Genomic DNA, 23,921 nt, shown 5'->3' with positions numbered 1-23,921 from the left:
CCTCGACCACCACGATGCCCGCGCCGCCGGCGATGACGAAGCCGTCGCGGTCCTTGTCATAGGCGCGGCTGGCCACAGCGGGCGTTTCGTTGAAGTTGGAGGACATGGCGCCCATGGCGTCGAACAGGTTCGACAGGGTCCAGTCGATCTCCTCGCAGCCGCCGGCGAAGACCACGTCCTGCTTGCCCCAGGCGATCTGTTCGGCGGCCGCGCCGATGCAGTGCACCGAGGTCGCGCAGGCCGAACTGATCGAATAGTTGATGCCCTTGATCTGGAACCAGGTGGCCAGAACCGCCGACGGGCCCGACGACATGGCCTTGGGCACCGCGAACGGGCCGATGCGCTTGGGACCGCGCGTCTTCGTGGTCTCGGCCGCCTCGACGATGGTGCGGGTGGACGGGCCGCCGTCGCCCACGATCAGGCCGATGCGCTCGTGGCGGATCTCCTCGGCCGTCATGCCGCAGTCGGCCAGGGCCTGTTCAAAGGCGATGTGGGCCCAGGCGGTGCCGGGGGCCAGGAAACGGGCGGCGCGGCGATCCACCAGACCGGTCCAGTCCTCGATCTTCGGCGGGGCGTGGACCTGGGAGCGGAATCCCAGCTCGGCGTACTCAGGCGCGGCGACGACGCCCGAATGAGCCTCGCGCAGGGATTTGGTCACCTCCGCGGCGTCCTTGCCGATGGAGGAGACGATCCCCAGACCCGTGATCACCACACGCCGCATATTGTTCCTCGCCCTAGTCGCCGGTTTCCGGTCGTTGAAAGTTAATCCGCAACTCAGCCGGCGGTTTCCGGCGTGGCCGGGGCCTGGGCTCCGAACAGGCCCACACGCATGTCGCTGGCCGTATAGATAGGCACGCCGTCCGCTTCCAGCACGCCGTCCGCGATGCCCATGACCAGACGCCGGTTAATGACGCGCTTCAGATGCACCTTGTAGACCACACGCTTGATGTCAGGCGTCACCTGGCCGGTGAACTTCACCTCGCCGACGCCCAGCGCACGGCCCCGGCCCGGCGCGCCGGTCCAGCCCAGGAAGAAGCCCACCAGCTGCCACATGGCGTCCAGGCCGAGGCAGCCGGGCATGACCGGATCGCCGATGAAGTGGCACTGGAAGAACCAGAGGTCCGGATGGATGTCGAGTTCGGCCTCGATATAGCCCTTGCCGTGATCACCGCCGTCCATGGTGACCGTGTTGATGCGGTCGAACATCAGCATGGGGGGCGCCGGAAGCTGGGCGTTGCCCGGCCCGAACAGCTCGCCACGGCCGCTGGCCAGAAGGCCGTCGTGGTCGAAGGACGAGGGATAGGGGGACTGGGTCACGGGGCGGCTCCGTCAGGATTGTCGCGCCGTGCGGGCGACAGGGCTTGTGATCGGGCGGTTACACGACGCAGGGGCGAGGCTCAACCTTCAGCAGGGCGAAGATCAGCGCCCGGCGGCGCGGCCCGCGGGGGTCGAGGCCGCACACTGCGCCTGCGTCTGAACTCCGAACAGGGCCTCTTGCGGCGCCCAGCCGTGCAGGCGGCCGGACTGCAGCCGGCACCAGCCGTCCTCGCATCGGTCCAGGGTGATCACGGACCGCGCCGCCAGCCGCGCGCGCACCCCGGCCTCCGCATCGGGTCTGCGGTGCAGATCCAGCGGCCCGTCAGTGCGGTTGAAGGCAGTGCGGCGGCCCGAGGTGATGGTGCGGTGGACCCAGGCCACATTGCCCTCGGGATCGCAAATCTTGCGCCAGTCCCGGGTCTCGGCGACCACCTGAACCGGCAGGCCCGCCGCGCGGTATTCCCACAGGATTTGATGATCCAGGCCGGGGCCGCGGCGAGCGCGGGCGGGCGAGGACTTGATGGAGACCCAGCGCGGCACGTCGAAGCCCGACGGCGTGGGCCGCCCGTCCGGCATCCGGGCGGCGGCGCCGAGCCCCAGCGCCATGCCGGCGGCCAGCAGAACCGCGCCCAGGCTTTTGATCCTTGCCGACGCTTTGCTAGACACGTCCCGATCCCTCGGCCATTCCTCGGCGTCCGGCGCGATGCGCCGTCGTCACAGCCTGAAAGCGTCTATGTCCGCCAGCAATCTTAAGGTCGTGCTAACCAGACGGCTGCCCGACGCCGTCGAGACCCGCATGCGCGAGCTGTTCGACGCCGAACTGAACCTGACCGACGCGCCCATGGACCGGGCCGCGCTGCAGGCGGCGATGCAGCGCGCGGACGTTCTGGCGCCCACCATCACCGACCGCATCGACGCCGAGTTGATCGCCGGGGCGGGAGAGCAACTGAAGATGATCGCCAATTTCGGCGCGGGCGTGGATCACATCGACGTGGAGGCGGCGACGGCGCGGGGCGTCATCGTCACCAACACCCCCGGCGTCCTGACCGAGGACACCGCCGACCTGGCCATGACCCTGATCCTGGCGGTGTCGCGCCGGGTCGTGGAGGGAGCGCAGGTGATGGCCGAGGGCCGCTTCACGGGGTGGACGCCCACCTGGATGAACGGGCGCAAGCTGTGGGGCAAGCGGCTGGGCATCGTCGGCATGGGGCGCATCGGCCAGGCCCTGGCCCGCCGGGCGAAGGCTTTCGGGCTTCAGGTCCACTACCACAACAGAAAGCCGGTCAGCGCCGCCATCGAGGCCGAACTGGGCGCCACCTACTGGGACGATCTGGACCAGATGCTGGGGCGCATGGACCTGATTTCGCTGAACTGCCCGGCGACGAAGGAGACCCATCACCTGATCTCGGCCGAGCGGCTGGCGAAGCTGCAGCCCCATGTGATTCTGGTGAATACCGCCCGCGGGGAACTGATCGACGAGGCGGCCCTGGCCGAGGCGGTGCGCGAGAAAGCCATCGCCGGGGTGGGTCTGGACGTGTTCGAACACGAGCCCCGGGTGCATCCGGGGCTGGTGGGCCACCCCGACGTGGTGCTGCTGCCGCATCTGGGTTCGGCCACCCTGGAGACGCGCCGGGAAATGGGCGAGCGGGTGATCCATAACATCATGACCTACGCCAACGGACACCGCCCGCCGGACCGGGTCATTCCCGCGATGCTCTAGGCGGCCGGCCCCGGCGGGTTCACGCCCTGAGAAAGAATAGGGTTTCGACCGGGGCGTTGAGCGCGCGGGCCAGCTTCAGCGCCAGGGTGGTGGAGGGCGTGAAGACCTCGTTCTCGACGGTGTTGATGGTTTTTCGGGACACCCCGACCATGGCGGCGAGCTCGGCCTGGGTCAGGCCGGCGTCGCTGCGCAGCGCCTTCAGCCGGTTGCCGAGTTCGCCTTCAGCCATCGTCACCCTGACGCTCGAAAATCGCGAAGCTCAGAACATGAGCCAGGACGCCCGACAGAAGCACTCCCGTTAGGACCGGTGCGAGGGGCATGTCGACGAAGACGCTCAGCGGCAGCGCATAGCCGGCCGCCGCCGCGATCGTCACATAGCCCACTGCCATGGCCCGGACGCTGTTGCGGGTCGAGAGCTCGTCGTTGAGCTCCTGGTTCATGGAGGGATCCCGCAGCGCCCGGACTTGCAGGACGGTCAGGCCTATGCTGCCTGGGGCGGCCAGCAGCAACCCAACGGCCAGGACGATCAACAGGGTCGTCGTGTGACTTCCGCCGAGGGCGCCGGTCTGTAGCAGGATCGCGCTGGGCATCAGCATGGCGAGACCAAGGGCGAGGCTGAGCATCAACCGTCGTCGTGTGCGGGCGGGGTTCTTCAGGGACGGCATGTCGGCTCTCCTTCTGCAGGATTCTGATCAGGACGGCGGCAGTCAATTCAAATGGCCCGGCAGGGGCAGGCCGAGGAAGATCAAGGTCAGGCCGTAGGTGTCCATCAGACCATGGGCGATGATCGGCGCCCACAGATTCCGCCCCGAGGCGTAGTAGGTGATCGCGAGGACCACCCCCACGAAGGCGGTGATCAAGACGCCCGTGGGGCCCTGTATGGCGTGCAGGAGACCAAAAAGGAGAGCTTGGACGAGGACAGCGGCGGCAATCGCAACGCGGCTCCCGCCGAACAGAACCGTCAGTCGGTCCATCACGAAGCCGCGGGCGAACAGTTCCTCGCCCACCGCTGCGCTGCCCCACACCACCAGAACCATCCAGACCAGATAGGCGGCCGTATTGCCTTCAAGGGAAAGGCGAATATAGGTCAGGTCCAGGGGCGGCCAGTCGGTTGTGGCCTGGATCACAATGCCCAGCGCCAGGGCTCCGAGATTCGCCCCGACCGCGGCGATCACCGCCAGCACAAGCGTGCGCGTCCAGCTGGCGGGCCGGGCCAGGCCCAGCTGACGGTAGGAAGAACGCCGCAATCTGAGAAAGAGCCCCCCCACGAGCACCGCCCCCCACATGGCGAGCGCCAGCAGGGGAGTCTGAAGCCACTCAACTGCATTGGGCGCGACCAGCGCGCCCAGGATTGCCGAAGCGAAGAACAGACCTCCAAAGGCAGCGATGATCTCGGCGGCTGACTGCGCCGCAGTGGCCAAACCGGTTCGCTTTGAGGAATTTGTTGTCATGACGCACCCTCCATGTCACCTGTGAGTTACATCATGGTTTAGCGAAAACGTAACGTCAAGGTTACATTTCAGGGTAGGTGCTGGCGCCTCGCGCAGGCAGGCAGGCAGGCAGGCAGGCGGCCGGTTCGGGCGAGTGCTCGCGCCGCAGTCTCCGGGCCGGCCACGATGTTGTGACGCCGGGCCATTTTCGGGTTGACCGGAGCGGTTCCCCGGCTGAACTTCAGGTTGTCGGCGTGTGGCTGGCGCGTAGGGCCGGGGGGCTTCATGACAATCACCATCACCGCACCGCGCGGCCCGTTCAGGGACGCCGGGATAGAGGCCCTGCGCGAGGGCCTCACCCGCCGGGGTCTGCTGGGATGCGGCGCCGGAGCGGCGGGCGCGGTCCTGCTGGGCGCGGCAGGCGACGCCCGGGCCAGAGACGCCGTCCAGCCCCATGCCCTGGCGGAGTTCTTCCAGGGCGGCCAGGTGGCGGGCGCGGCCCTGTCTCCCTCCGGCGAACGGGTGGCCGTGCTGTTGAACATCGGTGAGGGCGGGGCCCGGCGCATGGCCGTGGACCTGATCGAGGCGGCCGATCCGTCCGGTCCGCGCCGCCGGGTTCCGGTGGGCGATTTCGACGTGGAGACCCTGGTGTGGGCCAACGAGCGGCGGGTCATGATGAGGCTGGTCATCCCCGTGACGGCGGGCGGCAACACGCCGACGGGACGCGGCATCGCGAACCGGACCTATGAACTTCGGAGCCGGCGCGTGGTTTCCATGGATCTGGAGACAGGGGAAACGGCCCTCATGTTCGGCAACGAGCGTGTGCGCCTGCGTGAGAGCCTGAACCTTGGTTACATCGTCGACTATCTTCCTGACGATCCCGACCATGTGCTGATGGCCGCCCGGGAGTACAGCGGTCTGATGGCCCTGCATCGGGTCAATGTGGACACCGGCCGCGCCGATCTGGTGGAGCGGGGCAGCCAGCTGACCCTGGACTGGTCCACCATAAACGGCGTGCCGGTCATGCGCCGCGACATCAGCACCCGGGGCTCCTTCATCAACATCTTCGTGCGCCCGGATGGGGAGGGACGCTGGCGCCGGGCCTGGCGTCAGCCCACGGCCCAGGTCGCCCTTGCCGATTTCTTCTGGATCGGCGCCGCCGAGCGCTCCGGCCACGCCCTCGTCGCGGCGCGGCTGGAAGGCGAGAATGTCCTGGCGGTGAGGGAGTTGAATCTGGAGACCCTGGAGTACGGGCCGCCGATGGCCAGCCGCCCGAATGTGGATGTGTCCGGCAGCCTGGTGGATGCACGAGGCCGCTACATGGCGGCGGCCTTCTATGCGCCGCGGCTTGAGTACGACTTCGTCGACTCCGATCTGGGCGCGCACCACCGCGCCATGAACGGCTTCTTCGGCAATGAGTGCAATGTGGTGCTGGCCGACGCCGACGCCGCGCACAATCGTTTCATCATCAGGGCCAATGGGCCAAGGGACGCGGGCAGCTGGTATCTCTACGACAAGACCGCCCGCCATTTCGAATATCTGGGCGCCCGGACCCTGCTCGATACACGCCGCCTCGGGCCGGCCGAAGCGGTTCAGGTGGCGACCCGCGACGGCGCGTCCATTGAAGCCTACGTGACGGCGCCCCCCGGCGGCGCTCCCGGTCCGGTCATTGCCCTGGTCCACGGCGGCCCTGAATCCCGGGACGTGCTTGGCTGGGATCGCCAGGCGCAGATCCTGGCCGCCCAGGGCTGGTGGGTCGTCCAGCCGCAGTTCCGGGGCTCGGGCGGCTACGGTCTCGGCTTCGCCAGCCAAGGATGGAAGCGCTGGGGCGACCGCATGCAGGAGGACGTGGAGGACGCCCTGGCTCGGGTCATCCGCGACCGGGGGCTGGACGCCGCCCGGGTCGGAATCATGGGGACCAGCTACGGCGGCTACGCCGCCCTGATGGGCGCGGTGCGGCGACCGGATCTGTACAAGGCCGCCATCTCCATCTGTGGCCTGGGCGATCTGGGCGAGGCCCTGGCCTATGAGAGGCGGGACGATGAGAGCGCTGACGGATTCGTCTACAACTATTGGGTCAGCCGGATCGGCGATCCCCGTACGGACGCTGCGGCCATCGCGTCCGCCTCGCCGCGCCTGCGCGCCGCAGAGATCGCCTGTCCGGTCCTGCTGGTGCACGGCGTCAATGACCGCATCGTCCAGGTTCACCAGTCGCGGCGGATGAACGAGGCCCTGCGGGCGGCAGGAAAGCCGGTCGAGTATGTGGAGGTGCCCGACGCCGGCCACGCCGACTGGGAGGACGATGTGGAGAAGGGCCTGATGGAGCGCTATGTGGCGCTGTTCTCGCGCGCCTTCGCCTGAGCTGAACAGACCGGACAGCCCGGATCGGCGCCGACCGCCACAGTGCGCGCCGATCCCTTCAGTCCGTCGAAGATCATCAGCCGTCCGGTCAGGGGCTCGCCCGCGCCGGTGATCAGCTTGATGGCTTCCAGCGCGGCGATGGAGCCGATCACCCCGGCCAGCGCCCCGACCACGCCAACGCGGGCGCAGGTCTCGGCGTCGGGCGGGATTTCGCTGACCAGACAGCGATAGCAGGGCCGTCCGGCGAACACCCCCACCTGACCATCCCAGCGGCCCAGAGCCCCGCTGACCAGCGGCCGCCCCGCCGCCACACAGGCGGCGTTGACCGTCAGGCGGGTCTCGAAGTCATCCGTGCCGTCGATCACCAGATCATGGGCGGCGACCAGATCGCGGGCGTTGTCCGTCGTGATCCGTTGCTCCAGCGCCTGCACCCGCACATGGGGATTGAGGGCGGTCAGCCGTTCGGCGCCGGCCTCCACCTTGGACCGTCCGATGTCGGATGTGGCGAACAACACCTGCCGCTGCAGGTTGGACAGGGCCACCGCGTCGTGGTCGATCAGGGTGATGGCGCCCACGCCCGCCGCCGCCAGATACAGCGCCGCCGGCGCCCCCACGCCGCCAGCGCCGACGATCAGCACGCTGGCGCGCGACAGCGCCTGCTGCCCTGGCCCGCCGACCTCGGCCAGCACCAGATGGCGCGCGTATCGTTCGACCTCGTCGGGGGAAAAGCTCACGCCGGTGATGTAGCGCGCCGGGCGGCGGAAATCACCTGCGCGGGATCAGGCCTGTGCGCCGGCCTGCGCCACCGCCGCCACCAGAAGGGCGAAGGCCGAACCCGCCGTCAGGGCGTCCATGGGCTGACGCAACACCAGCGGCGCGAGGCGCGGGGTCACCAGGATCTGTCCCATGCTCCACTCCGGAAACGTGCGTTCCCGGATGGTTTCAAAGCCCAGCATGCGGATGTCGGTGTGGCGGGGATCCTTGTGCAGGCGGGTCAGCAGCCGGTCGATGTCGATGCGCGCGCCCTCCAGGGCCTGCAGGAACCAGCCGTCATGGGACAGGAGAACCCCGGTCAGCCTGTCGCGTCGGTTGTTGCGCTCCGACACCCCCAGGATCTCGGCCACGGACAGCAGGTTCGACCCCGCATTGCCCACGGCCTGACTGACATAGATGGCTCGGCAAAGCTGAGTCATCGATACTCCTGACGCACTGAAACTGGAACTGTGTCGCAATCGCTAGGTGAATATCGTTAACAGAATCCTCGGGTGCTTGATCGCACGGGGCCAAACCGCCATTTCGACAGGCATGAGCATGAACACCACGCCCCAGGGCGCCTTTCCCGACTGGCACGGCACCACCATCATCGCGGTGCGGAAGAACGGCCGCACGGTCATCGCCGGCGACGGCCAGGTCTCCATGGGGCCGACCATCGTCAAGGGCGCCGCGCGCAAGGTTCGCGTGCTGGCGGGCGGCAGGGTGGTGGCGGGCTTCGCCGGGGCCACGGCCGACGCCTTCACCCTGATCGAGCGGCTGGAGGCCAAGCTGGAGCAGTATCCGGACCAGCTGGCCCGCGCCTGCGTGGACCTGGCCAAGGACTGGCGCACCGACCGCTATCTGCGGCGGCTGGAGGCCATGCTTCTGGTGGCCGACGCCTCGTCCATCTTCACGGTCACCGGCGTGGGCGATGTGCTGGAGCCGGAACACGGCGTGGCGGCGGTGGGGTCGGGCGGCAATTTCGCCCTCGCCGCGGCCCGCGCCCTCAGCGACCACACCGACATGGACGCCGAACAGATCGCCCGCAAGGCCATGGCCATCGCCGCCGACATCTGCGTCTACACCAACGGCAATCTGACGGTAGAGACGTTGGACTGATCCCTTCTCCCGATGGGAGAAGGGGGTCCCGCGCACCGGAGCGCGCGAGCGCGAAGGTTCTTGCGCGGGGGATGAGGGTCGCGTGTCACGCGGCCAGCGCCGGACCCTCACCCTGCGCGCGAAGGAGCGGTCTGCTTCGCATCCCGCTGCGCGCATCCCTCTCCCATCGGGAGAGGGGGCCTACGTCCCGGGCTGGATATATGGAATGCGGGCGAAGAACGCCCGCTCGTCGCCGCGCGGATCATTCGCCATGCGGCTGGTCACGTCGAACAGCATGGTCTCGCGGTTCTCCAGACCATAGGGCGTCCATGCGGGCAGGCCCGCGTGGTTGGGGTTTCCATTTCGCGCCAGGGCGATGAAGGCGTCGGCCATGGCGTTCGCCACATCCTGCGCGCCCGGCCCGTTCACCCGGGATTCCGGGATTGTGACGTTGTCGAACACCAGGGCGATGTCGGCGGTGTGGAAGGCGCCCGAGCGGCCGTTGGGCAGGGTCCCCGGGTAATCAAGTTGGTAGACCCAGGCCGGACTGCCCTGTTTGGCGCGCTCCTCCGCCTTGATCACGGCGGCGCGCCAGGACCGCCCCGCAGTGGTGGCGCCGATCAGCACCTGGTCGGGCGTCCAGTCCGGCTTCATGCGGCGATAGCCCTCGATCACCATCTCCGGGGCGATGTCGATGCGCATGACGTCGGGCGTCAGCCGCGTCGGCAGGGTCTCCCACGTCAGGCCCGCATTGGCCGGATCACCGCCCATGAAGGCCAGCGTCTCTTCGCGTGTGTTGCCGATCATCATGGGGATGTGCGCCGACCGGGCCGGGGCGTCGGGATAGAAGGGGTGGCGCGTCAGGCTGCGCCCATCCAGCAGCGGCGCGAAATTGATCCCCCCATAGCCCTGCACCGGGTCCCGGGCCGCCGAGGCCTCCAGCATCTGGTCTACGGGCAGGGTCTTCAGCTCATGGGCCGTCGCGGGCGTCAGGCCCGCCGCCTCGATCATGGCCAGACCCCGGGCGGTTCCGTTCATGGGGCCGCACGCGGTCACCTGCTGGCCGCTCATGGTGGCTGCGGCGTGGAACAGGCCGTCGGCGGCGGGCATGGCCATGAGGGTCGCGATCTTGGCCCCGCCGCCCGACTGGCCGAACAGCATCACCCGGTTCGGATCGCCGCCGAAGGCCGCAATGTTGTCCCGCACCCACTCCAGCGCCAGCACCAGATCCAGCTGGCCCAGATTGCCGGAGTCCTCGAACCCCTCGCCCGCCACCCGGGCGAAGGCGCCGTAGCCGAAGATGTTCAGCCTGTGGTTCACCGTCACCACCACCACGTCGCCCCGCCGCGCCAGCCGCGTCCCGTCATACAGCGGGTGGGATCCCGAGCCGGTCGAATAGCCCCCGCCGTGGATGTACAGCATCACCGGCCGCCGGGCGCTGTCGGTGGCCGGGGTCCAGACGTTCAGGAACAGGCAGTCCTCCGACTGGTTCGGCTCATCGCCACGCTGGGGACAGGCCGCGCCATAATCGAAAGCCTCCGCCGGGCGGGTCCAGGGCCGCGGGGGGCGGGGCGCCAGGAAGCGTCGGTAACCGGTGTCATCACCGTAACGCAAACCCTTGAACACCGAGATGTCGCTGTCTCTCCGGCCGATCACGGGGCCGCCCGTGGTGCGCACGGCGGGCAGGGCGCCCTGGGCGTGAACACCGGAGGGAAAGGCCGCCATTGCGGCGGCGGCGGCGCCAGCTCCGGTCAGGCCGCGTCGGGTCAGGGTCATGGGCTTTCCTCGGTCACTTTCACGGGCGGCTCTGGCGTCGGCCGCGCTTCGGTCCCACTGTTCGCCCCATGGCCGCATCCGTCAACGCCTCCGCGATCAATGTTGCTCTCGTGGGCTACGGCTATGCCGGCCGGGTCTTCCACGCGCCCCTGGTCCGCGCGACCCCGGGCCTGACCCTGCACACCGTGGTCTCCAGCCGCCCGGAAGATGTCCACGCCGAGCTGCCGGATGTGCGCGTGGTCGGCGATGTGGAGGCGGTGCTGGCCGACCCCGCCATCGGCCTGATGGTCATCGCCACGCCCAACGACCTGCACGCCCCCCTGGTCCGCCGCGCGATCGAAGCGGGTCTGGCGGTGGTGGTGGACAAGCCCTTCACCGTGACCCTCAAGGAAGCCCGCGCCCTGCAGACCCTGAGCGAGGACAAGGGCGGCTTCATCACCGTGTTCCACAACCGGGCCTGGGACGCGAACTTCCTGACGATCCAGCAGCTGATCCAGCAGAAGCGGCTGGGCCGCATCACCCGCTTCGAGAGCCACTTCAGCCGCTTCCGGCCGCAGGTGCGCGACCGCTGGCGCGAGCGGCCGGGACCGGGCGCCGGCATCTGGTACGATCTGGGGCCCCACCTGGCGGATCAGGCCCTGCGCGTCATGGGCCGCCCGGTCGCCCTGACCGCCGACATCGCCACCGTGCGCACCGGTGGCGGCGCCGACGACTGGTTCCACGTGGTGATGCGGTTCGAGGACGACAGCCGCGCCATCCTGCACGCCGACATGACCTCCACCAGTGAGCTGCGCTTCGTGGTGGAGAGCGAGACCGGCGGCTTCGTCAAGCATGGCCTCGATCCGCAGGAGGACGCCCTGAAGGCCGGCGCGGTTCCCGGCGGCCCCGGCTGGGGCGTCGATCCCCGCCCCGGCGTCCTGACCACCGTCGACGCCGACGGCCGCCGCGCCGAAGAGATTGTCCAGGGCCCGCCGGGCGACTATCTGGCGCTGTATCGCGGGGTGCGCGACGTCTGGTCCGATTTCTCGCCTTCCATCCCGGAACACATGCGGCCCGTGCCGCTGTATTGGGCCGTGGAGGTGATGGAGGTGATCGAGGCGGGTCTGGTCAGCGCGCGGGAGCGCCGCGAGGTGGTTCTGGAGGATTAGGTCCATGTCCGACGCCGTGATCTTCGAGGTCGCCGTCGTCCCGTTCACCCCCCGTCACACGGCGGCCTGGACGGCGCTGAACGAGGCCTGGATCAGCCGCCTGTTCGTGGTGGAGCCGAAGGACCGGCTGGTGCTGGACGATCCCCAAGGCCAGGTTCTGGACAAGGGCGGCCATATCCTCATGGCCGAGATCGACGGTCGCCCCGTGGGCTGCTGCGCCCTCATCGCCATGAAAGACGGCGGCTATGAACTGGCCAAGATGGCGGTGGACGAGACCCTGCGCGGGCGCGGCGTCGGCAAGCGCCTGATGACTGCGGCCATCGCCCTGGCCCGCGAGCTGAACGCGCCGCGCCTGTACATCGAGACCAACTCGTCCCTGACCAACGCCATCGGGCTTTATGAGGCCCACGGCTTCCGCCACATGGCCGCCCAGCCCACCGCCTACGCCCGCTGCGACGTGTGGATGGAGCTGACCTTTCAGGGCTGAGCGATGTCCTGATGGGGGCGCAGCCCGCCCTCCAGCAGGGCCGCCCAGACCCCTTCGGCGTCGTCGGCGTAGCGAAACAGCTCCAGATCCTTCGGCGAGATGGTGCCGTGCTCGACCAGGGTGTCGAAGCCGATCACCGCGCGCCAGTAGGCCTCGTCGAAAAGCACGATGGGGATGGGCGGCGCCTTGCCGGTCTGGCGCAGGGTCAGCAGCTCGAACAGTTCGTCCAGCGTGCCGAACCCGCCGGGGAAAACCACCAGCGCATTGGCCCGCATGGCCAGGTGCATCTTGCGCATGGCGAAATAGTGGAAGCGAAACGTCAGGTCCGGCGTGGTCCAGCGGTTGGGCTCCTGCTCATGGGGCAGGGTGATGTTGAAGCCGATGGAGGGGGCGCCGGCCTCGATGGCGCCGCGATTGGCCGCCTCCATGACTCCGGGCCCGCCGCCGGTGGCGATGACGTTGTCCCGGGTCCCGCCGTTCTCGCACAGGGCCCCGCCGCGCTCCGACGCGATGCGGCCGAACAGGCGCGCCTGGTCGTACCAGTGGCCGTGGCGTCCGCCGCCGTTCTCGCCGAACCGGGCGCTGCCGAACACCACGATGGTGGAACGCACACCCCACGCGCGCAGATGCTCCTCGGCCTTGGCGTACTCCAGCTGGAAGCGGACCCCGCGCATGGAGTCCCCCAGCATGAAGTCCTGGTCCAGGGCCGCCAGCCGGTAGGCGGGCGCGTCCATCTGCTCGGTGTTGGGGCGGTCGGGGGAGGCGAGGATGTCGTGATCAGTCATGGCCCAAGCCTAGCAGCCGCCCGTCGCGAAGCTAGTCTCCGCTCTCCAAACGCCAGGAGAAGCGGCGCACGGCGACCTCACCCGGCGTGGCGGGAACCGAGGCCGAGCGGGTCGCGCCGAAGCGGGCTTCCTCGAACAGGGCCAGCAGGGGCGTGGAGACATCCCCCGAGCGGGTGGTCTCCGTGGGTCCCAGGGCGACGGTGTCACCCACCCCCGGCTGGGCCAGACGGGCGAAGCCGGCGGGCGCGCCGCCCCGGGTGTCCGCCAGGACCGCGATGACGGCCATCTCCTCGCGCGGAATACGGACCGGCCGGGCGGGGTCCAGCTGGACCGCCGTCATGCGCGCGCGTCCCGGCTCGAAGCGCACGGCGGGCCGCCCGTCCATCCACGGCAGTGCCCAGATGGTCCCGTCGGGCGACAGGGACAGGGGCGTGACATCCAGGCTGGTCTGGCCGCTGTTGACGATGCGGGCGAAGATGACGTCGCAGGGACGCAGCACCGGCGGCTGGGCCTGGTCCAGGCCCAGGGCGCTGAACGCCACGGCGTCGGCGGGCGGGCGGTCCGTCAGGCCCCGGTGGCCGGGATGATAGGGGGGGCAGCGACCGGGCCGCACATCCTGCGGCCGCCACAGATAGAGCTCGGTGGTCAGGCCTGCGCCGACGCCCGCGGCGGACCCGTCCAGCGCCGCCAGCAAGGTCCGCACCCGCCACGCCCGTGCGGATCGCAGCACCGCGTCCGCAATGGCCTGCCGTCGCCAGGTTCGGCCCTGATCGCCGCGCAGCCGATGATAGCTGGACATGTCCAGCTCGCCCATGATTGCGTCGGCGGCGTCTGGGTCCGGGCTCTCGGACAGGATGATGACCCGGCCCTGTTCGTGCAGATAAAGCTGCGCGTCCTCATGGGACGCCACCGGCTCGACGCCGATATCTCCGGCGATGTCGGCCAGGACGGCGCCGAGCGGATGGCGCTGCGGGTTGGAGGGCACGGCCGCCACGCGATAGGTCAGGGGCGCGCCGCGCTCCACCAGCCGGACGGACCAGAGTCGTTCGTCGGTGTAGGGGCGGCCTTCCGGTGTTCTGATGTCCGCCCAGTCACCCGCCGAGGCCTCGGGACCATCGGCGGGCGTCAGGCGGGCGCGGGCGGGCTCGACGTCCGACACCCGGCCGTACAGCACCACCCGCTCACGCCCGGCGCGGGTCTCGGACAGGGCCACCAGGCTGTTCTCGGTCAGGCCGTGCAGGGCGCCCGCGTTCAGGCGAAGACCCCCCATGCCGGCGCGGCCGTCAATGACACGCAGGGCCGGCTTGATCACGGTCCAGGGCGGGGTCTCGGCCGCGCCGCGGCCCAGGATGGGACGATCAAGGTCGCCCTCGAACTGGGCCGGAGCGTCCAGCCGTACGGCCCGGTCGCGCACGTCATGCTCGATCAGGCTGGCCTGGACCCGCGCGGCCACGTCGGCCCAGGTGGCGGCAGTCGGGTCCGACAGGGCGGCGGCCATGTAGACGCTGAGCAGGCCGTGGGGCGCGCGGGCGGGCAGGTCGGCCCAGATGGGCGCCAGGCCCTGCATGGCCCGATCGCCCGCGGGGGCGGCGAAGAAGGCCGCATAGGACCCGATGCGGCGGCCGCCGTCCGAAGGAAGCGCTTCCACATCCAGGCGGGACTCCGGTCGTCCCGTGCGCGTGAAGTCCGCCCGGCCGCGGGTGGCGTCGCCGGCGTGACAGAAGTCCCCCACGAAGACCACGTCCACGCCCAGGCCGCGCAGCCGGTCGATGTAGCGGCCGATCTCGTTGTCGATCAGGACGCCTTGAAGCGGATCCAGACGCACATGGTCGTAGGTGTCGCCCTGAAGGGCGTAGTCCTGCGGCAGGAAGACCTCGTCCAGGCCGCTCAGCTCCGATCCGAGAATGGCTTCGCGCTGGCGCCAGCCGTGACCGGCCAGATGGATCACCGCCTGGTCTCCGGGGCGGGCCTGATCGATCAGGTGGTCCAGCGCCGCGCGGATGGCGGACAGGGTCGGGGCGGCGGTGACAGGAACGGCGTGGCGCGCCTGATGTCGGGCATCCTCCGGCCGGGTGGTCAGGACGGCGAGGTCGGCCGGGTCGGCGCCGCGCTCGATCAGCACGTCGGCCATCAGCAGGACGTCGTTGCGGGGGCCCGACAGGTCGCCCAGCCCCAGCGGGTCGTCGCCATAGTCCGACACCCCGACCAGCACCGCCAGGATGCGCGGCGGCGCAGCCTCCGGCGTCTCCGCCCCGGCCGACAGCCCCTTGGCGGCGCCGAGGAACAGCAGGACCAGGACCAGCAGACGCGCGAAACGCCGGGAGAGGAATCCGTTGCGCCCGCCCATGGGATCAGCCCGGCTCGCCCACCAGGGTGAAGGGCGCCCAGTAGGCCGGGTGCGCCCAGCGAGGATTGTCGCGCACCGCCCGCATGCCTTCGCGCAGGGCCCGGGCCCGCTCGCCGATGTCGGCATCGTCCAGCGCCGCGAAGGTGCGGGTCATCAGCTCCGTGGTGGCCGCGTCCGACACCTCCCAGTGGGACACCACCAGCGACCGCGCCCCGGCGTAGAAGAAGGCCCGGGCCAGGCCCGACAGGCCCTCGCCGCCGGGCTGGCCGTCGGAGGCGGCGGTATTGCAGGCCGATAGCACAACGAAGTCGGCGCTGAGGCGAAGTTCGGCGGCTTCCGAGGCGCTGAGATAGCCGTCGTCCTCGGCGGTGGCGACGGCAGGCGGGGTCAGCACCAGGCCCGGCTCGGCCTGATCGGAGCCGGCCAGCAGGCCGTGGGTGGAGAAGACCACGAAGCGGGCGCGGGACAGGGCTTCGCGGTCGGTCTGACGCACGGCGGTCTCGGTGGCGGCCTCGCCCATGCGCACCAGGCTGCGGGGATAGCGGGACTGCAGCGCCTCCAGTTCGGCGCGCGAGCCGGGCAGGGCCGGGAGGGCGCGCAGGCGCTCCACATCGGCCAGCGGGCCGTCGCCCATCAGCTCGCCTGCGGGCGGCGCGCCCCGCGCGGCGCCGACGGCATGGCCGGCCAGAACAGGGGCGCCGAAGGCGACCAGCTCGATGCGCTCTCCAGCCGCCGCCCGCGGCGGGGCTGGACCGGCCGGCCCCGTGGGGCAGCCGGGACTGCGAAGCGCGGGATCGGACACCAGATGACAGCGCAGGGCCGTGAGGCTGGACACCGACGGCAAGGCGGCCAGGGCATAGCGGTCGATCAGCCAGGGCGTGGCGGCCAGGTCGGCGGCGGAGTCGTCCTGACCTCGCGGCGCCTCTGTCGGCAGCAGCGCCAGCGGCAGCGCGGACAGGTCGCCGGAGGTGACGGTGATCAGGGTTGATCGTCCCCGGAACACGTCCTCGACCGGCGCGATCAACTCGCTGTAGATGCGATGGGCCTCGGCCCGGTCGAAGGCGGTGTCGGTCTGGTCCTGCAGCAGGGAGGGATCGATATAGGGCTGGCCGCGCGCCGCCGCCGTGGTCAGGGAAGCGCGCAGCCGCGCCACGGCCGCGGCCATCTCGTCCTGGCCCAGGGATTCCGAACGGGCCCATTCGACCCGGTCCCGCGTCAGAGCCCAGACGTAGGCCGCTTCGGGGTTCACCAGCACGAGCAGCAGCCCTTCCTCCTCGCGCAGAAGCCTCTGGGTCTGCACCACGGTCAGGGCCTGGGGGCTGGTCAGCTCCGAATAGGCCGGGAACCGGGTCTCGATCTCGGTGTCCACGGCCCTGAGGCGGTCCAGGGTCTGGTCGTACTCGGCCCGGGCCGTTTCGCGGCGCTGACGGGACGCCTCGTCATCCAGGGCGTAGAGCCGCTCGATCTCGTGCTCCAGCCGGTCGCGGCGAGTGATCAGGGCCTCGCGCTCCTCCGCCAGCCGGCCGATGGCGTCATCGCCCTGGGCGAAGCGGGCGGACACCTTGGCCAGGGCGTCGGCGGCGTCCGAGGCGATGGCCCACTGGGCCGCCTCGAAGGCTTCGGCGCGCAGGCTCTCGTAGGTGTCGTCGATCCGCGCCGATCCCCCCGTCGCCGCGCCGAGCACCACCACGGCGGCCAGAGCCGCCGCCCTCACAAGGCTCCCGATCCTTGCTCCGGCCATTGCGTCCCCCGTCAGTTGCTCAGGATGCGGACACGGGTCCACACCGCGCCGCGGTTGATGATTTCGACCCTCAGCCGCGTGTCCGCCGCCGGCGTCAGGGTGCAGACCGGAAAGTGGTCATAGGCCCCGTCCTCGCACAGCACGCCGCCGTCGGCGCCGCGCACGATCATGTCGATGTCGGTGTCGCCGTCGCCGATGGCCGCCACTCGCAGCACCTCGCCCCCCTTCACGTCCGCCTCGAACCAGTAGGTCTGGCGGGCCTGGACGTCACGGCGGGTCAGGACGGGGCCCTGGCCGAACGGCGAGTTCGTCACGCCCCGGGCGGCGGCGGCGCGCACCGCCTCGATCTCGGCCAGGGTCTGACCATCTCCGCGCGCCAGGGTTTCGGCCTCGTCCAGCAGTCCGGCGACGGTGAACGGTTCGGCGCCGGCGTCATCCTGCACCCCGGCGCGCGCCTCGGGCGCGCGGTCCGGCTCGGAATGGCGGAAGGGGATTTCGGCCAGCATCCGCGCGGCAAGGGTCAGGGCCTGGGCGTCGCCGGCCTTGCGGCCCCAGGCGGCCACGCGCGCCGCCGTCACCGCCTGATGCACCGCCGCTGCCTCCGCCACGTCTGACGAAGGATCCACGGCCCGGGGACGGGAATCGTCCGCGCGGGCCCCGCCAAGGGTCAACGCCAACCCCAGTCCCAGGGCCGCCCCGGCGACCAGCATGCGCCGCCGCAATCCGGATGTCCTCAACGCCACGCCCACGGTATCCCCCGATCTCCCGACCGTTCACCGAACGGAACTCGATCAGAAATTTCACTTCAGGTCGACTCCGGTCCAGCGGACAGGGCGCCACGCCCTCGTTCTGGGCCGCGGGGTCCGCACGGGACACTGATCGAATATGACGAAAAGCTAGCGGGCTGCGGCCGCCAGAATGCGGCCGTCATCCATCGCCTGGACCAGCACGGCCATGTGCAGACCGTCTTCGGACGGTTCGGGCAGGTTCAGCAGGATCGGCCGTCCGCGCCATTCGCCCAGACGCGTCACTTCGCGAACCACATTGGCGTGGCGGACCTCAAGCCCCCGGTTCTCGCCCTGGCTCACCTGCACGATCTGGGGCCCGGACCGGTAGCGGACCAGCCACACCTCGGCCCCGCCCTCGGGTGCTCGGCCCGAGCCCACACCCACCCGGTCTCCGGCTTCGCGGAACTCCACCTCGGGCATAAAGATCAGGCGCCCGGCTTCTTCCTCCACCACGCTCTCGATCTCGGCGGCGCGCGCGCCGGAGAACTGGCGGCTGCCGTCGATAATCACCTGGGGCGTGTAGACGTCCCGCAGCCGGAGCCGGTCCTGATAGGCGCGCTGGCGCTCGGCGAAGGCGGGCTGGGCGAAAGTATCGGGCCAGCCCAGATAGTCCCAGTAGTCCACCGCATAGGTCAGGGCGATCACACCCGGCCGACCTGCCAGTCCTTCCAGCAGGGCGTTGGCCTCGGGACAGCCGGAGCAGCCCTGGGCGGTGAACAGCTCCACCACCACGGGCTCGACGGGCGTCGAGGCGCGCGATCCCGACCCGGCCGAGGCCGCTTGCGCGCCGGACGACGCCGCGCCGCTCATGACGACCGCGGCCGCCCCGGCTGTTATCAGACCCCGTATGCCCTTCATGGCGGGCACCCTAGTCCAGGCGTTCGAAAACGGGACTCAACTTGGCGTGAACCGGTTCCCGAGCGCGTGATCCCTGGACCGAAATCGGTTCGGTTGGACGCAGTCCGGCCGGGCTCAGATCTCGGTCCAGCACAATGCGAGAGCCTGATTCACGGCATCGGCGGAATCGCGAAGCGATTCCACCTCAACCGATCAGGCTCTGGCCTCAATCGTCCATCAGCTGCTGGGCGAAATAGACATAGTGCCGGGCCCACCGGCGCGCGTTGGCGGCCGGATCGGCGTCGTAGCTGTGCCCGCCCGAGGTGTCCTCGAAATAGAGGTGGTCGTGGCCCTGGGCCTCCAGGCGCGCGGCGAATTTCCGCGCATGACCGGGATGCACCCGGTCATCCAGGGTGTTGGTGGTGATGTAGACCACCGGATATTCCACATCGGGCCGCAGTTGCTGATAGGCGGAATAGCGCGCGATGAATGCAGCATCCTCGGCGATGCGCGGATCGCCGTACTCGCCGATCCATGAGGCGCCGGCCGGCATGTCCGGATAGCGCATCATGTCGATCAGCGGGCTTTCGATGACCGCCGCGTTGAACAGGTCCGGGTTCTGGGTGATGGCCACCGAGGTCAGAACCCCGCCGTTGGAACGGCCGTAGATGCCCAGATGCCGCGGGCTGGTGACGCCGCGCGCGATCAGGTCGCGGGCCACGGCGGCGAAATCGTCGAAGGACCGCTGGCGGTTCTCGCGCAGGGCCGCCTGGTGCCAGCCGGGGCCGAACTCGCCGCCGCCGCGGATGTTGGCCACCACATAGCTGCCGCCGCGCTCCAGCCACAGCTTGCCAAGCTGGCCCGCATAGCCGGGCAGCATGGGGATGTTGAAGCCGCCATAACCGAACAGGATGGTGGGGGCGGTTCCGTCAGCCGCCTGATCGCGCGGACGGACCAGGAAGTAGGGAATCTCGGTCCCGTCGGTGGAGGCGACCGAATGCTGCTCCACCACATGGGTCGAGGCGTCGAAGCGCACCGGGCTTTCGCGCAGGGTTTCAGAGCGCGCTGAAGCCACGTCGGCGAGGGACAGGGTCGAGGGCGTCAGGAAGCCCTGAACGTAATAGAACAGGTTCTCATGGCCGCGGCTGGAGTCGGTGATGCTGACGGCCGCGTTCGCGGGCGTGGGCAGCGGCTGGGCGGTCCATCCGTCGGCGCCGGACGAGAAGCGGATCAGGCCGCCGGAGACATTGTCCAGAACGCTGGCGACCACGTTGCGGCCGGTGATGGCCACGCCGTTGACCGACTGGCGCGCATTGGGCTCGAAGATCACCGGCGAGGCGCCGCTGGCGACCGCGCGGGGATCGCCGCGCAATTGGGCCAGGTTGACCGCCGCCAGGGCGCCGGTGGGCACGCTCTGGCCCTGCAGGCTCCAGTCCTGCTCGGCGGTGAAGATCAGCTGATCGCCCATTGTGCCGTGAATGGATACGCGCTCGGGCAGGTTCAGCTGAACAGTGCGGCCGTCCACATACTGCCAGCGTTCGGAGCGGAAGGTGTCCAGAGGACGGGTGATGATCACCGCCTCCACCGCGCCGCCCGGCCCGCGATAGACCGAGGGACTGACCCCATAGCCGCCGTCGCCCTGCTGTCCACGATAGATTTCGCTCGCCTGATCCAGAGACTGGCCCCGCGACAGGGCGCGCACGATGTAGGGATAGCCGCTCTCGGTCAGGGTGCCCTGACCGAAGTCGGTGGCCACCAGCAGGGTGTCCGCGTCCAGCCAGGTCACCCGGTGCTTGCCCTCGGGCAGGCGGAAGCCGCCCTCGACGAACCGGCCGGTCTGCGTATCGAACTCGCGCACCTCGACCGCGTCCTGGCCCCCGTTGGACAGGTTCACCAGGCAATAGCGTTCGTCCGGGGCCAGGCACTGGGCGCCCTTCCAGACCCAGTCGCGGCCCTCGGCGCGGGCCAGGGCGTCGATGTCCAGAATGGTTTCCCAGCGGGTGGATCCGGAGCGGTAGGACTCAAGCGTCGTGCGCCGCCAGATTCCCTTGGGATGCTGGTCGTCCTGCCAGAAATTGGCCAGGCCCTCGCCCTGGAAGCGGGGCGTGGGAATGCGGTCCTGGGCCGACAGGATGGCGTAGGCGTCGCGGCGGAACGGCTCGAACCGGGGGTCGCCCTCCAGACGATGCCGGGCCCGGGCGTTGGACTGCTCCACGAACGCCAGGGCGCGCTCACCCTGAACCTCTTCCATCCAGATGAACTCGTCGGCGGCGGCCACCGATCCCGGCGACAGGTCGGCGGGCAGGTGCGGCGGCCGCTCCTGGGCGGCGGTCGTGGCGCAGGCGCCCAGCAACAGCGCCGAGGCGGCGGCGGACAGGATCAGTCGGTTCATGGACGTTACGCTCCGTTTTATTCTGTTTTTGCCGAACGCCCGGGTCAGTCCATCAGCCGGCGCGTCAGATAGGTGTATTCCAGCGCCAGCCGGCGGGCCGTCTCGCGCAGATTGGCGCCGGCCGCGTGGCCGCCGTCGGTGTTCTCGTAGAACAGCACCTCATGGCCCAGCGCTTCAAGCTGCGCCGCAGCCTTTCGGGCGTGGCCCGGGTGGACGCGGTCGTCCTTGGTGGAGGTGTGGATGAAGACCTCCGGATAGTCCGCATCGGCCGACAGGGCCTGATAGGGCGAATAGGCGGCGATCCATTCGCGCTGCTCGGCGATGTCCGGATTGCCGTACTCGCCCATCCACGAGGCCCCCGCCAGCAGGGTGTGGAAGCGCAGCATGTCGAACAGGGGCACCTGGATGATCGCCGCATTGATCAGGTCCGGCCGCTGGGTCAGCAGGGCGCCCATGAACAGCCCGCCCTGCGAGCCGCCCATGACCCCGAGCCGGCGAGGGCTGGTGACGCCGCGCGCGATCAGGTCTTCGGCCACCGCCTGGAAGTCCTCATGGGCGCGCTGGCGGTTCACCCCTTGCGCCGCCTGGTGCCAGCCGGGGCCGAACTCGCCGCCGCCCCGGGTATTGGCCACCACATAGACTCCGCCGCGCTCCAGCCACAGCTTGCCCACCGTGGCCGAATAGCTGGGCAGCAGCGAGACCTGGAAGCCGCCGTAGCCGTAAAGCAGGGTGGGGTTCGAGCCATCCGTGGCGATCCCGTCGCGGCTGACCACGAAATAGGGGACCATGGTCCCGTCGGCGGAGCGGGCCTGATGCTGCTCAACATGCATGCCCTCCGCATCGAACTTGGGCGGCAGGCTCTTGACCGTCTCGAGCGCGCCCGAGGCGGTGTCGGCCAGCCACAGGGTGTCGGGCGTCAGATAGCCCCTGACGGTGACGAAAAGCAGATCGTCCTCGCTGCTGGCCGAGCTCAGGCTCACCGACGCATTTTCGGGCAGGTTCAGGCGCTCGCGGACCCAGCCGCTTTCGGCGCGGTGATAGGCGTAGGCCGCCCCTCGCACGTTTTCGAAAAGGGCGACCACCAGCCGGTTGCGGGTCAGGGTCACGTCCTCGACGGATTCCCGCTCCCCCGGCCGCAGGATCAGATCGCCGACTGAGCCTTGCGGATCGGCCTTCAGCGCCTCCAGGTCGAAGGCGATCAGGTCGCCGGCCTCGAAGGCGGTCCCCGCCCCGTCGGTCCAGTCCTGGTCGGTGGTGACGATCATCTGTCCGTCCAGCAGGCCCTGGATCGAGCGGCGGGCGGGCAGGTTGATGCGCACCGCCCCGGCGTCGGTCAGGAAATAGCTCTCCGTCTCGAAGAAGGTGACGGCCCGGTCCACCATCTCGGCCTGCACCACGCCGTCGGCGTCACGCAGGGTGTAGCCGGCCACCAGCACGTCCTCGGGCCGCCCCCGGAACACCTCCGGCGCCGCGTCGATGGACTGGCCGCGCGTCATGCGGCGCACGGTCATGGCGTAGCCGGAATCGGTCAGGGTGCCGTCTCCGAAATCGCGATAGACCAGCAGGGTGTTCTCATCGACCCATCCGGCCGCGCCCTTGGATTCCGGCAGGTCGAAGCCGTTCTCGATGAACTGGCCGGTCTCGCGGTCGAACTCGCGCATGACCACCGCATCCTTGCCGCCGTCGGACAGGCTGACCAGGCACAGGCGTTCGTCGGGGGCCAGGCACTCGGCGCCCTTCCAGACCCAGTTGGCGTTCTCGGCCGAGGCCAGGGCGTCCACGTCCAGGATGGTCCGCCACTCGGGCGTGTCGGTGCGGTAGCTGTCCAGGGTCGCCCGGCGCCAGACGCCGCGCACGTGGCTCGCGTCCTGCCAGAAATTGTCCACGGTGCGCTGACCGCCCGCCGAGTGCCGGAAGGCGGGGAAGGGAATGCGGTCCCGCGCCTGCACCAGATCAAGCGCCGTGGAATGCAGCGCGTCATAGCGCGGGTCGCCGGTCAGCACGCCCAGCGAATGCTCATTGCGCGCCTCGACCCATGCCATGGCGCGCTCGCCCTCGATGTCCTCCAGCCACAGCCAGGGATCGGACGCCGCCGCCTGTTCGGTGAGGGTGGGGGCTTCGGCGGGTTCAGAAGTCTGGGCCATGGAGTGGGTCGCTGAAAGGCTGAGAACGAGCGCGGCGAGGACAGGGCCCCGACAGGCCAGACGATGGAACATGCATTTTCCCCGGATGTGGCGGTGAGCGGCCGCGACCCTATGGGCGGCCCGGGGCGTTGGAAAGTTACAGGCCTGTAATGTCAGCGGCCCTCGTCGGGGATGCAGATGGTCTCGCCGCAAGCCTTGCAGTGCACCGCGTCGGGGTCATGCCGCTGAAGCCCGCAGGTGGGGCAGGGGAAGTACACCTTGTGCGGCACATTGAGGGACTGGATCAGGCGGAAAAACAGCCCGACCCCGCCCAGCATCACCGCGATGGACAGCAGGCGCCCCCACGTGCCGGGCAGGATGATGTCGCCATAGCCGGTGGTGGTCAGGCTGGTGATGGTGAAATACAGCGCATCCACATAGCCCGAGATGCCCTCATAGCGGCCCATGAAGCTCGTGTAGACGAAGCCGGCCACCACAAAGACGAAGGTCACCAGCGCCGCCAGCGCCTTGACGATGTCCTGAACCCGCGTGTCGTTGTAGCCGCGGCCCACCGTCTTCCAGAAGAAGTCGCTGTTGAGCAGGGTCCACAGGCGCAGCACCCGCAGGAAGCCCAGATTGTAGAGCCAGGCCGGGAACAGCAGGGTCGCCAGAACGAACAGGTCGACCCACACGATGGGCCGCTTCAGCCAGTCCCGCCAGTCCGTATAGGCCGAGGCCCGCGCGATCAGGTCGAAGGCCAGGATCGCCGCGATCCCATAGTCGATCAGATAGAAGATCAGGCCGCTCTGATTCTTCAG

General features: G+C 69.6%; 22 protein-coding genes. 5 read left to right on the top strand and 17 right to left on the bottom strand.

Translation table 11 applies throughout. The annotated features are described in order from the left end of the window. From C0461_RS07790 to C0461_RS07780, 3 genes are all read right to left on the bottom strand, one after another. Positions 1-721, bottom strand: a 721-nt coding sequence (locus tag C0461_RS07790) for a beta-ketoacyl synthase N-terminal-like domain-containing protein (RefSeq protein WP_292105446.1), incomplete at its 3' end; no start/stop codon positions are given. A 53-nt stretch (positions 722-774) separates the two neighbouring features. Continuing rightward, entirely contained in the window at positions 775-1,317 is a 543-nt protein-coding gene (gene fabA / locus C0461_RS07785; protein ID WP_292105445.1) for a 3-hydroxyacyl-[acyl-carrier-protein] dehydratase FabA, read from the bottom strand. Between the two features lie 102 nt (positions 1,318-1,419). Next, a complete protein-coding gene (locus C0461_RS07780; RefSeq protein WP_292105444.1) occupies positions 1,420-1,983 on the bottom strand; it encodes an SH3 domain-containing protein in 564 nt (187 codons plus the stop codon). A gap of 67 nt (positions 1,984-2,050) precedes the next feature. Between C0461_RS07780 and C0461_RS07775 the strand changes: the two genes are divergently transcribed. After that, positions 2,051-3,037 (top strand): D-glycerate dehydrogenase, encoded by a 987-nt coding sequence (locus C0461_RS07775; protein ID WP_292105442.1) that lies wholly within the window; start codon positions 2,051-2,053, stop codon positions 3,035-3,037. Positions 3,038-3,056: 19 nt separating this feature from the next. Here C0461_RS07775 and C0461_RS07770 read toward each other — a convergent pair whose 3' ends face one another. The 3 genes from C0461_RS07770 to C0461_RS07760 are packed head-to-tail and all read right to left on the bottom strand — an operon-like array spanning position 3,057 to position 4,458. Continuing rightward, entirely contained in the window at positions 3,057-3,266 is a 210-nt protein-coding gene (locus C0461_RS07770) for a helix-turn-helix transcriptional regulator (RefSeq protein ID WP_292105441.1), read from the bottom strand. Continuing rightward, positions 3,259-3,702, bottom strand: coding sequence for a hypothetical protein (locus C0461_RS07765; RefSeq protein ID WP_292105440.1), 444 nt, complete (start codon positions 3,700-3,702; stop codon positions 3,259-3,261). Before C0461_RS07765 ends, C0461_RS07770 begins: the two co-directional genes overlap by 8 nt. A gap of 42 nt (positions 3,703-3,744) precedes the next feature. Then, positions 3,745-4,458, bottom strand: coding sequence for a CPBP family intramembrane glutamic endopeptidase (locus C0461_RS07760; RefSeq protein WP_292105439.1), 714 nt, complete (start codon positions 4,456-4,458; stop codon positions 3,745-3,747). Positions 4,459-4,752: 294 nt separating this feature from the next. On the opposite strand from C0461_RS07760, the gene C0461_RS07755 reads away from it, so the two are divergent. Continuing rightward, the gene (locus tag C0461_RS07755; RefSeq protein WP_292105437.1) at positions 4,753-6,828 is read left to right on the top strand and encodes an alpha/beta fold hydrolase; all 2,076 of its coding nucleotides are present in this window, start codon (positions 4,753-4,755) and stop codon (positions 6,826-6,828) included. On the opposite strand, the gene moeB is transcribed toward C0461_RS07755, so the two are convergent. Both moeB and C0461_RS07745 read right to left on the bottom strand, forming a co-directional pair. Continuing rightward, positions 6,795-7,562, bottom strand: coding sequence for a molybdopterin-synthase adenylyltransferase MoeB (gene moeB, locus C0461_RS07750; RefSeq protein ID WP_292105435.1), 768 nt, complete (start codon positions 7,560-7,562; stop codon positions 6,795-6,797). The genes C0461_RS07755 and moeB overlap by 34 nt on opposite strands. Before the next feature lie 45 nt (positions 7,563-7,607). Further along, positions 7,608-8,021: a BLUF domain-containing protein gene (locus tag C0461_RS07745; protein WP_292105434.1), complete on the bottom strand. Its 414-nt coding sequence runs from the start codon at positions 8,019-8,021 to the stop codon at positions 7,608-7,610. A 118-nt stretch (positions 8,022-8,139) separates the two neighbouring features. On the opposite strand from C0461_RS07745, the gene hslV reads away from it, so the two are divergent. Beyond that, the gene (hslV, locus tag C0461_RS07740) at positions 8,140-8,700 is read left to right on the top strand and encodes an ATP-dependent protease subunit HslV (protein WP_292105433.1); all 561 of its coding nucleotides are present in this window, start codon (positions 8,140-8,142) and stop codon (positions 8,698-8,700) included. A gap of 180 nt (positions 8,701-8,880) precedes the next feature. Here the strand turns inward: hslV and C0461_RS07735 are convergent, their stop codons facing one another. Next, a complete protein-coding gene (locus tag C0461_RS07735) occupies positions 8,881-10,455 on the bottom strand; it encodes a carboxylesterase family protein (protein ID WP_292105432.1) in 1,575 nt (524 codons plus the stop codon). Positions 10,456-10,523: 68 nt separating this feature from the next. Here C0461_RS07735 and C0461_RS07730 point away from each other — a divergent pair, with 68 nt between their 5' ends. Then, complete coding sequence (locus C0461_RS07730; RefSeq protein WP_292105430.1) at positions 10,524-11,603, top strand: oxidoreductase; 1,080 nt, start codon at positions 10,524-10,526, stop codon at positions 11,601-11,603. A 4-nt stretch (positions 11,604-11,607) separates the two neighbouring features. After that, positions 11,608-12,090, top strand: a complete 483-nt coding sequence (locus tag C0461_RS07725) for a GNAT family N-acetyltransferase (protein ID WP_292105428.1) — start codon at positions 11,608-11,610, stop codon at positions 12,088-12,090. Here the strand turns inward: C0461_RS07725 and C0461_RS07720 are convergent. The 8 genes from C0461_RS07720 to C0461_RS07685 form a co-directional block, all read right to left on the bottom strand. Beyond that, entirely contained in the window at positions 12,081-12,875 is a 795-nt protein-coding gene (locus tag C0461_RS07720; protein ID WP_292105426.1) for a TIGR00730 family Rossman fold protein, read from the bottom strand. The genes C0461_RS07725 and C0461_RS07720 overlap by 10 nt on opposite strands. A gap of 31 nt (positions 12,876-12,906) precedes the next feature. Beyond that, entirely contained in the window at positions 12,907-15,222 is a 2,316-nt protein-coding gene (locus C0461_RS07715; protein WP_292105424.1) for a caspase family protein, read from the bottom strand. Between the two features lie 4 nt (positions 15,223-15,226). Further along, positions 15,227-16,936, bottom strand: coding sequence for a CHAT domain-containing protein (locus tag C0461_RS07710; protein WP_292105422.1), 1,710 nt, complete (start codon positions 16,934-16,936; stop codon positions 15,227-15,229). Positions 16,937-16,974: 38 nt separating this feature from the next. Then, positions 16,975-17,673 carry a hypothetical protein gene (locus tag C0461_RS07705; RefSeq protein ID WP_292105421.1) on the bottom strand — a complete coding sequence of 233 codons (699 nt, stop codon included), beginning with the start codon at positions 17,671-17,673 and terminating at the stop codon, positions 16,975-16,977. A gap of 186 nt (positions 17,674-17,859) precedes the next feature. Further along, on the bottom strand, positions 17,860-18,609 hold the full coding sequence (locus C0461_RS07700) for a DUF1223 domain-containing protein (protein ID WP_292105418.1): 750 nt from the start codon (positions 18,607-18,609) through the stop codon (positions 17,860-17,862). Positions 18,610-18,814: 205 nt separating this feature from the next. Further along, complete coding sequence (locus C0461_RS07695) at positions 18,815-20,980, bottom strand: prolyl oligopeptidase family serine peptidase (RefSeq protein ID WP_292105415.1); 2,166 nt, start codon at positions 20,978-20,980, stop codon at positions 18,815-18,817. A gap of 44 nt (positions 20,981-21,024) precedes the next feature. Beyond that, positions 21,025-23,196: a prolyl oligopeptidase family serine peptidase gene (locus C0461_RS07690; RefSeq protein WP_292105413.1), complete on the bottom strand. Its 2,172-nt coding sequence runs from the start codon at positions 23,194-23,196 to the stop codon at positions 21,025-21,027. A gap of 80 nt (positions 23,197-23,276) precedes the next feature. Then, positions 23,277-23,921 (bottom strand): potassium channel family protein (locus tag C0461_RS07685; RefSeq protein WP_292105410.1); only part of this gene is annotated, 645 nt, incomplete at its 5' end.

It is taken from the genome of Brevundimonas sp., assembly GCF_013823285.1.
Classification (GTDB): domain Bacteria; phylum Pseudomonadota; class Alphaproteobacteria; order Caulobacterales; family Caulobacteraceae; genus Brevundimonas.
The sequence above is the reverse complement of the archived record's forward strand: the minus strand, read 5'-3'. Positions and strand labels throughout refer to the sequence as shown.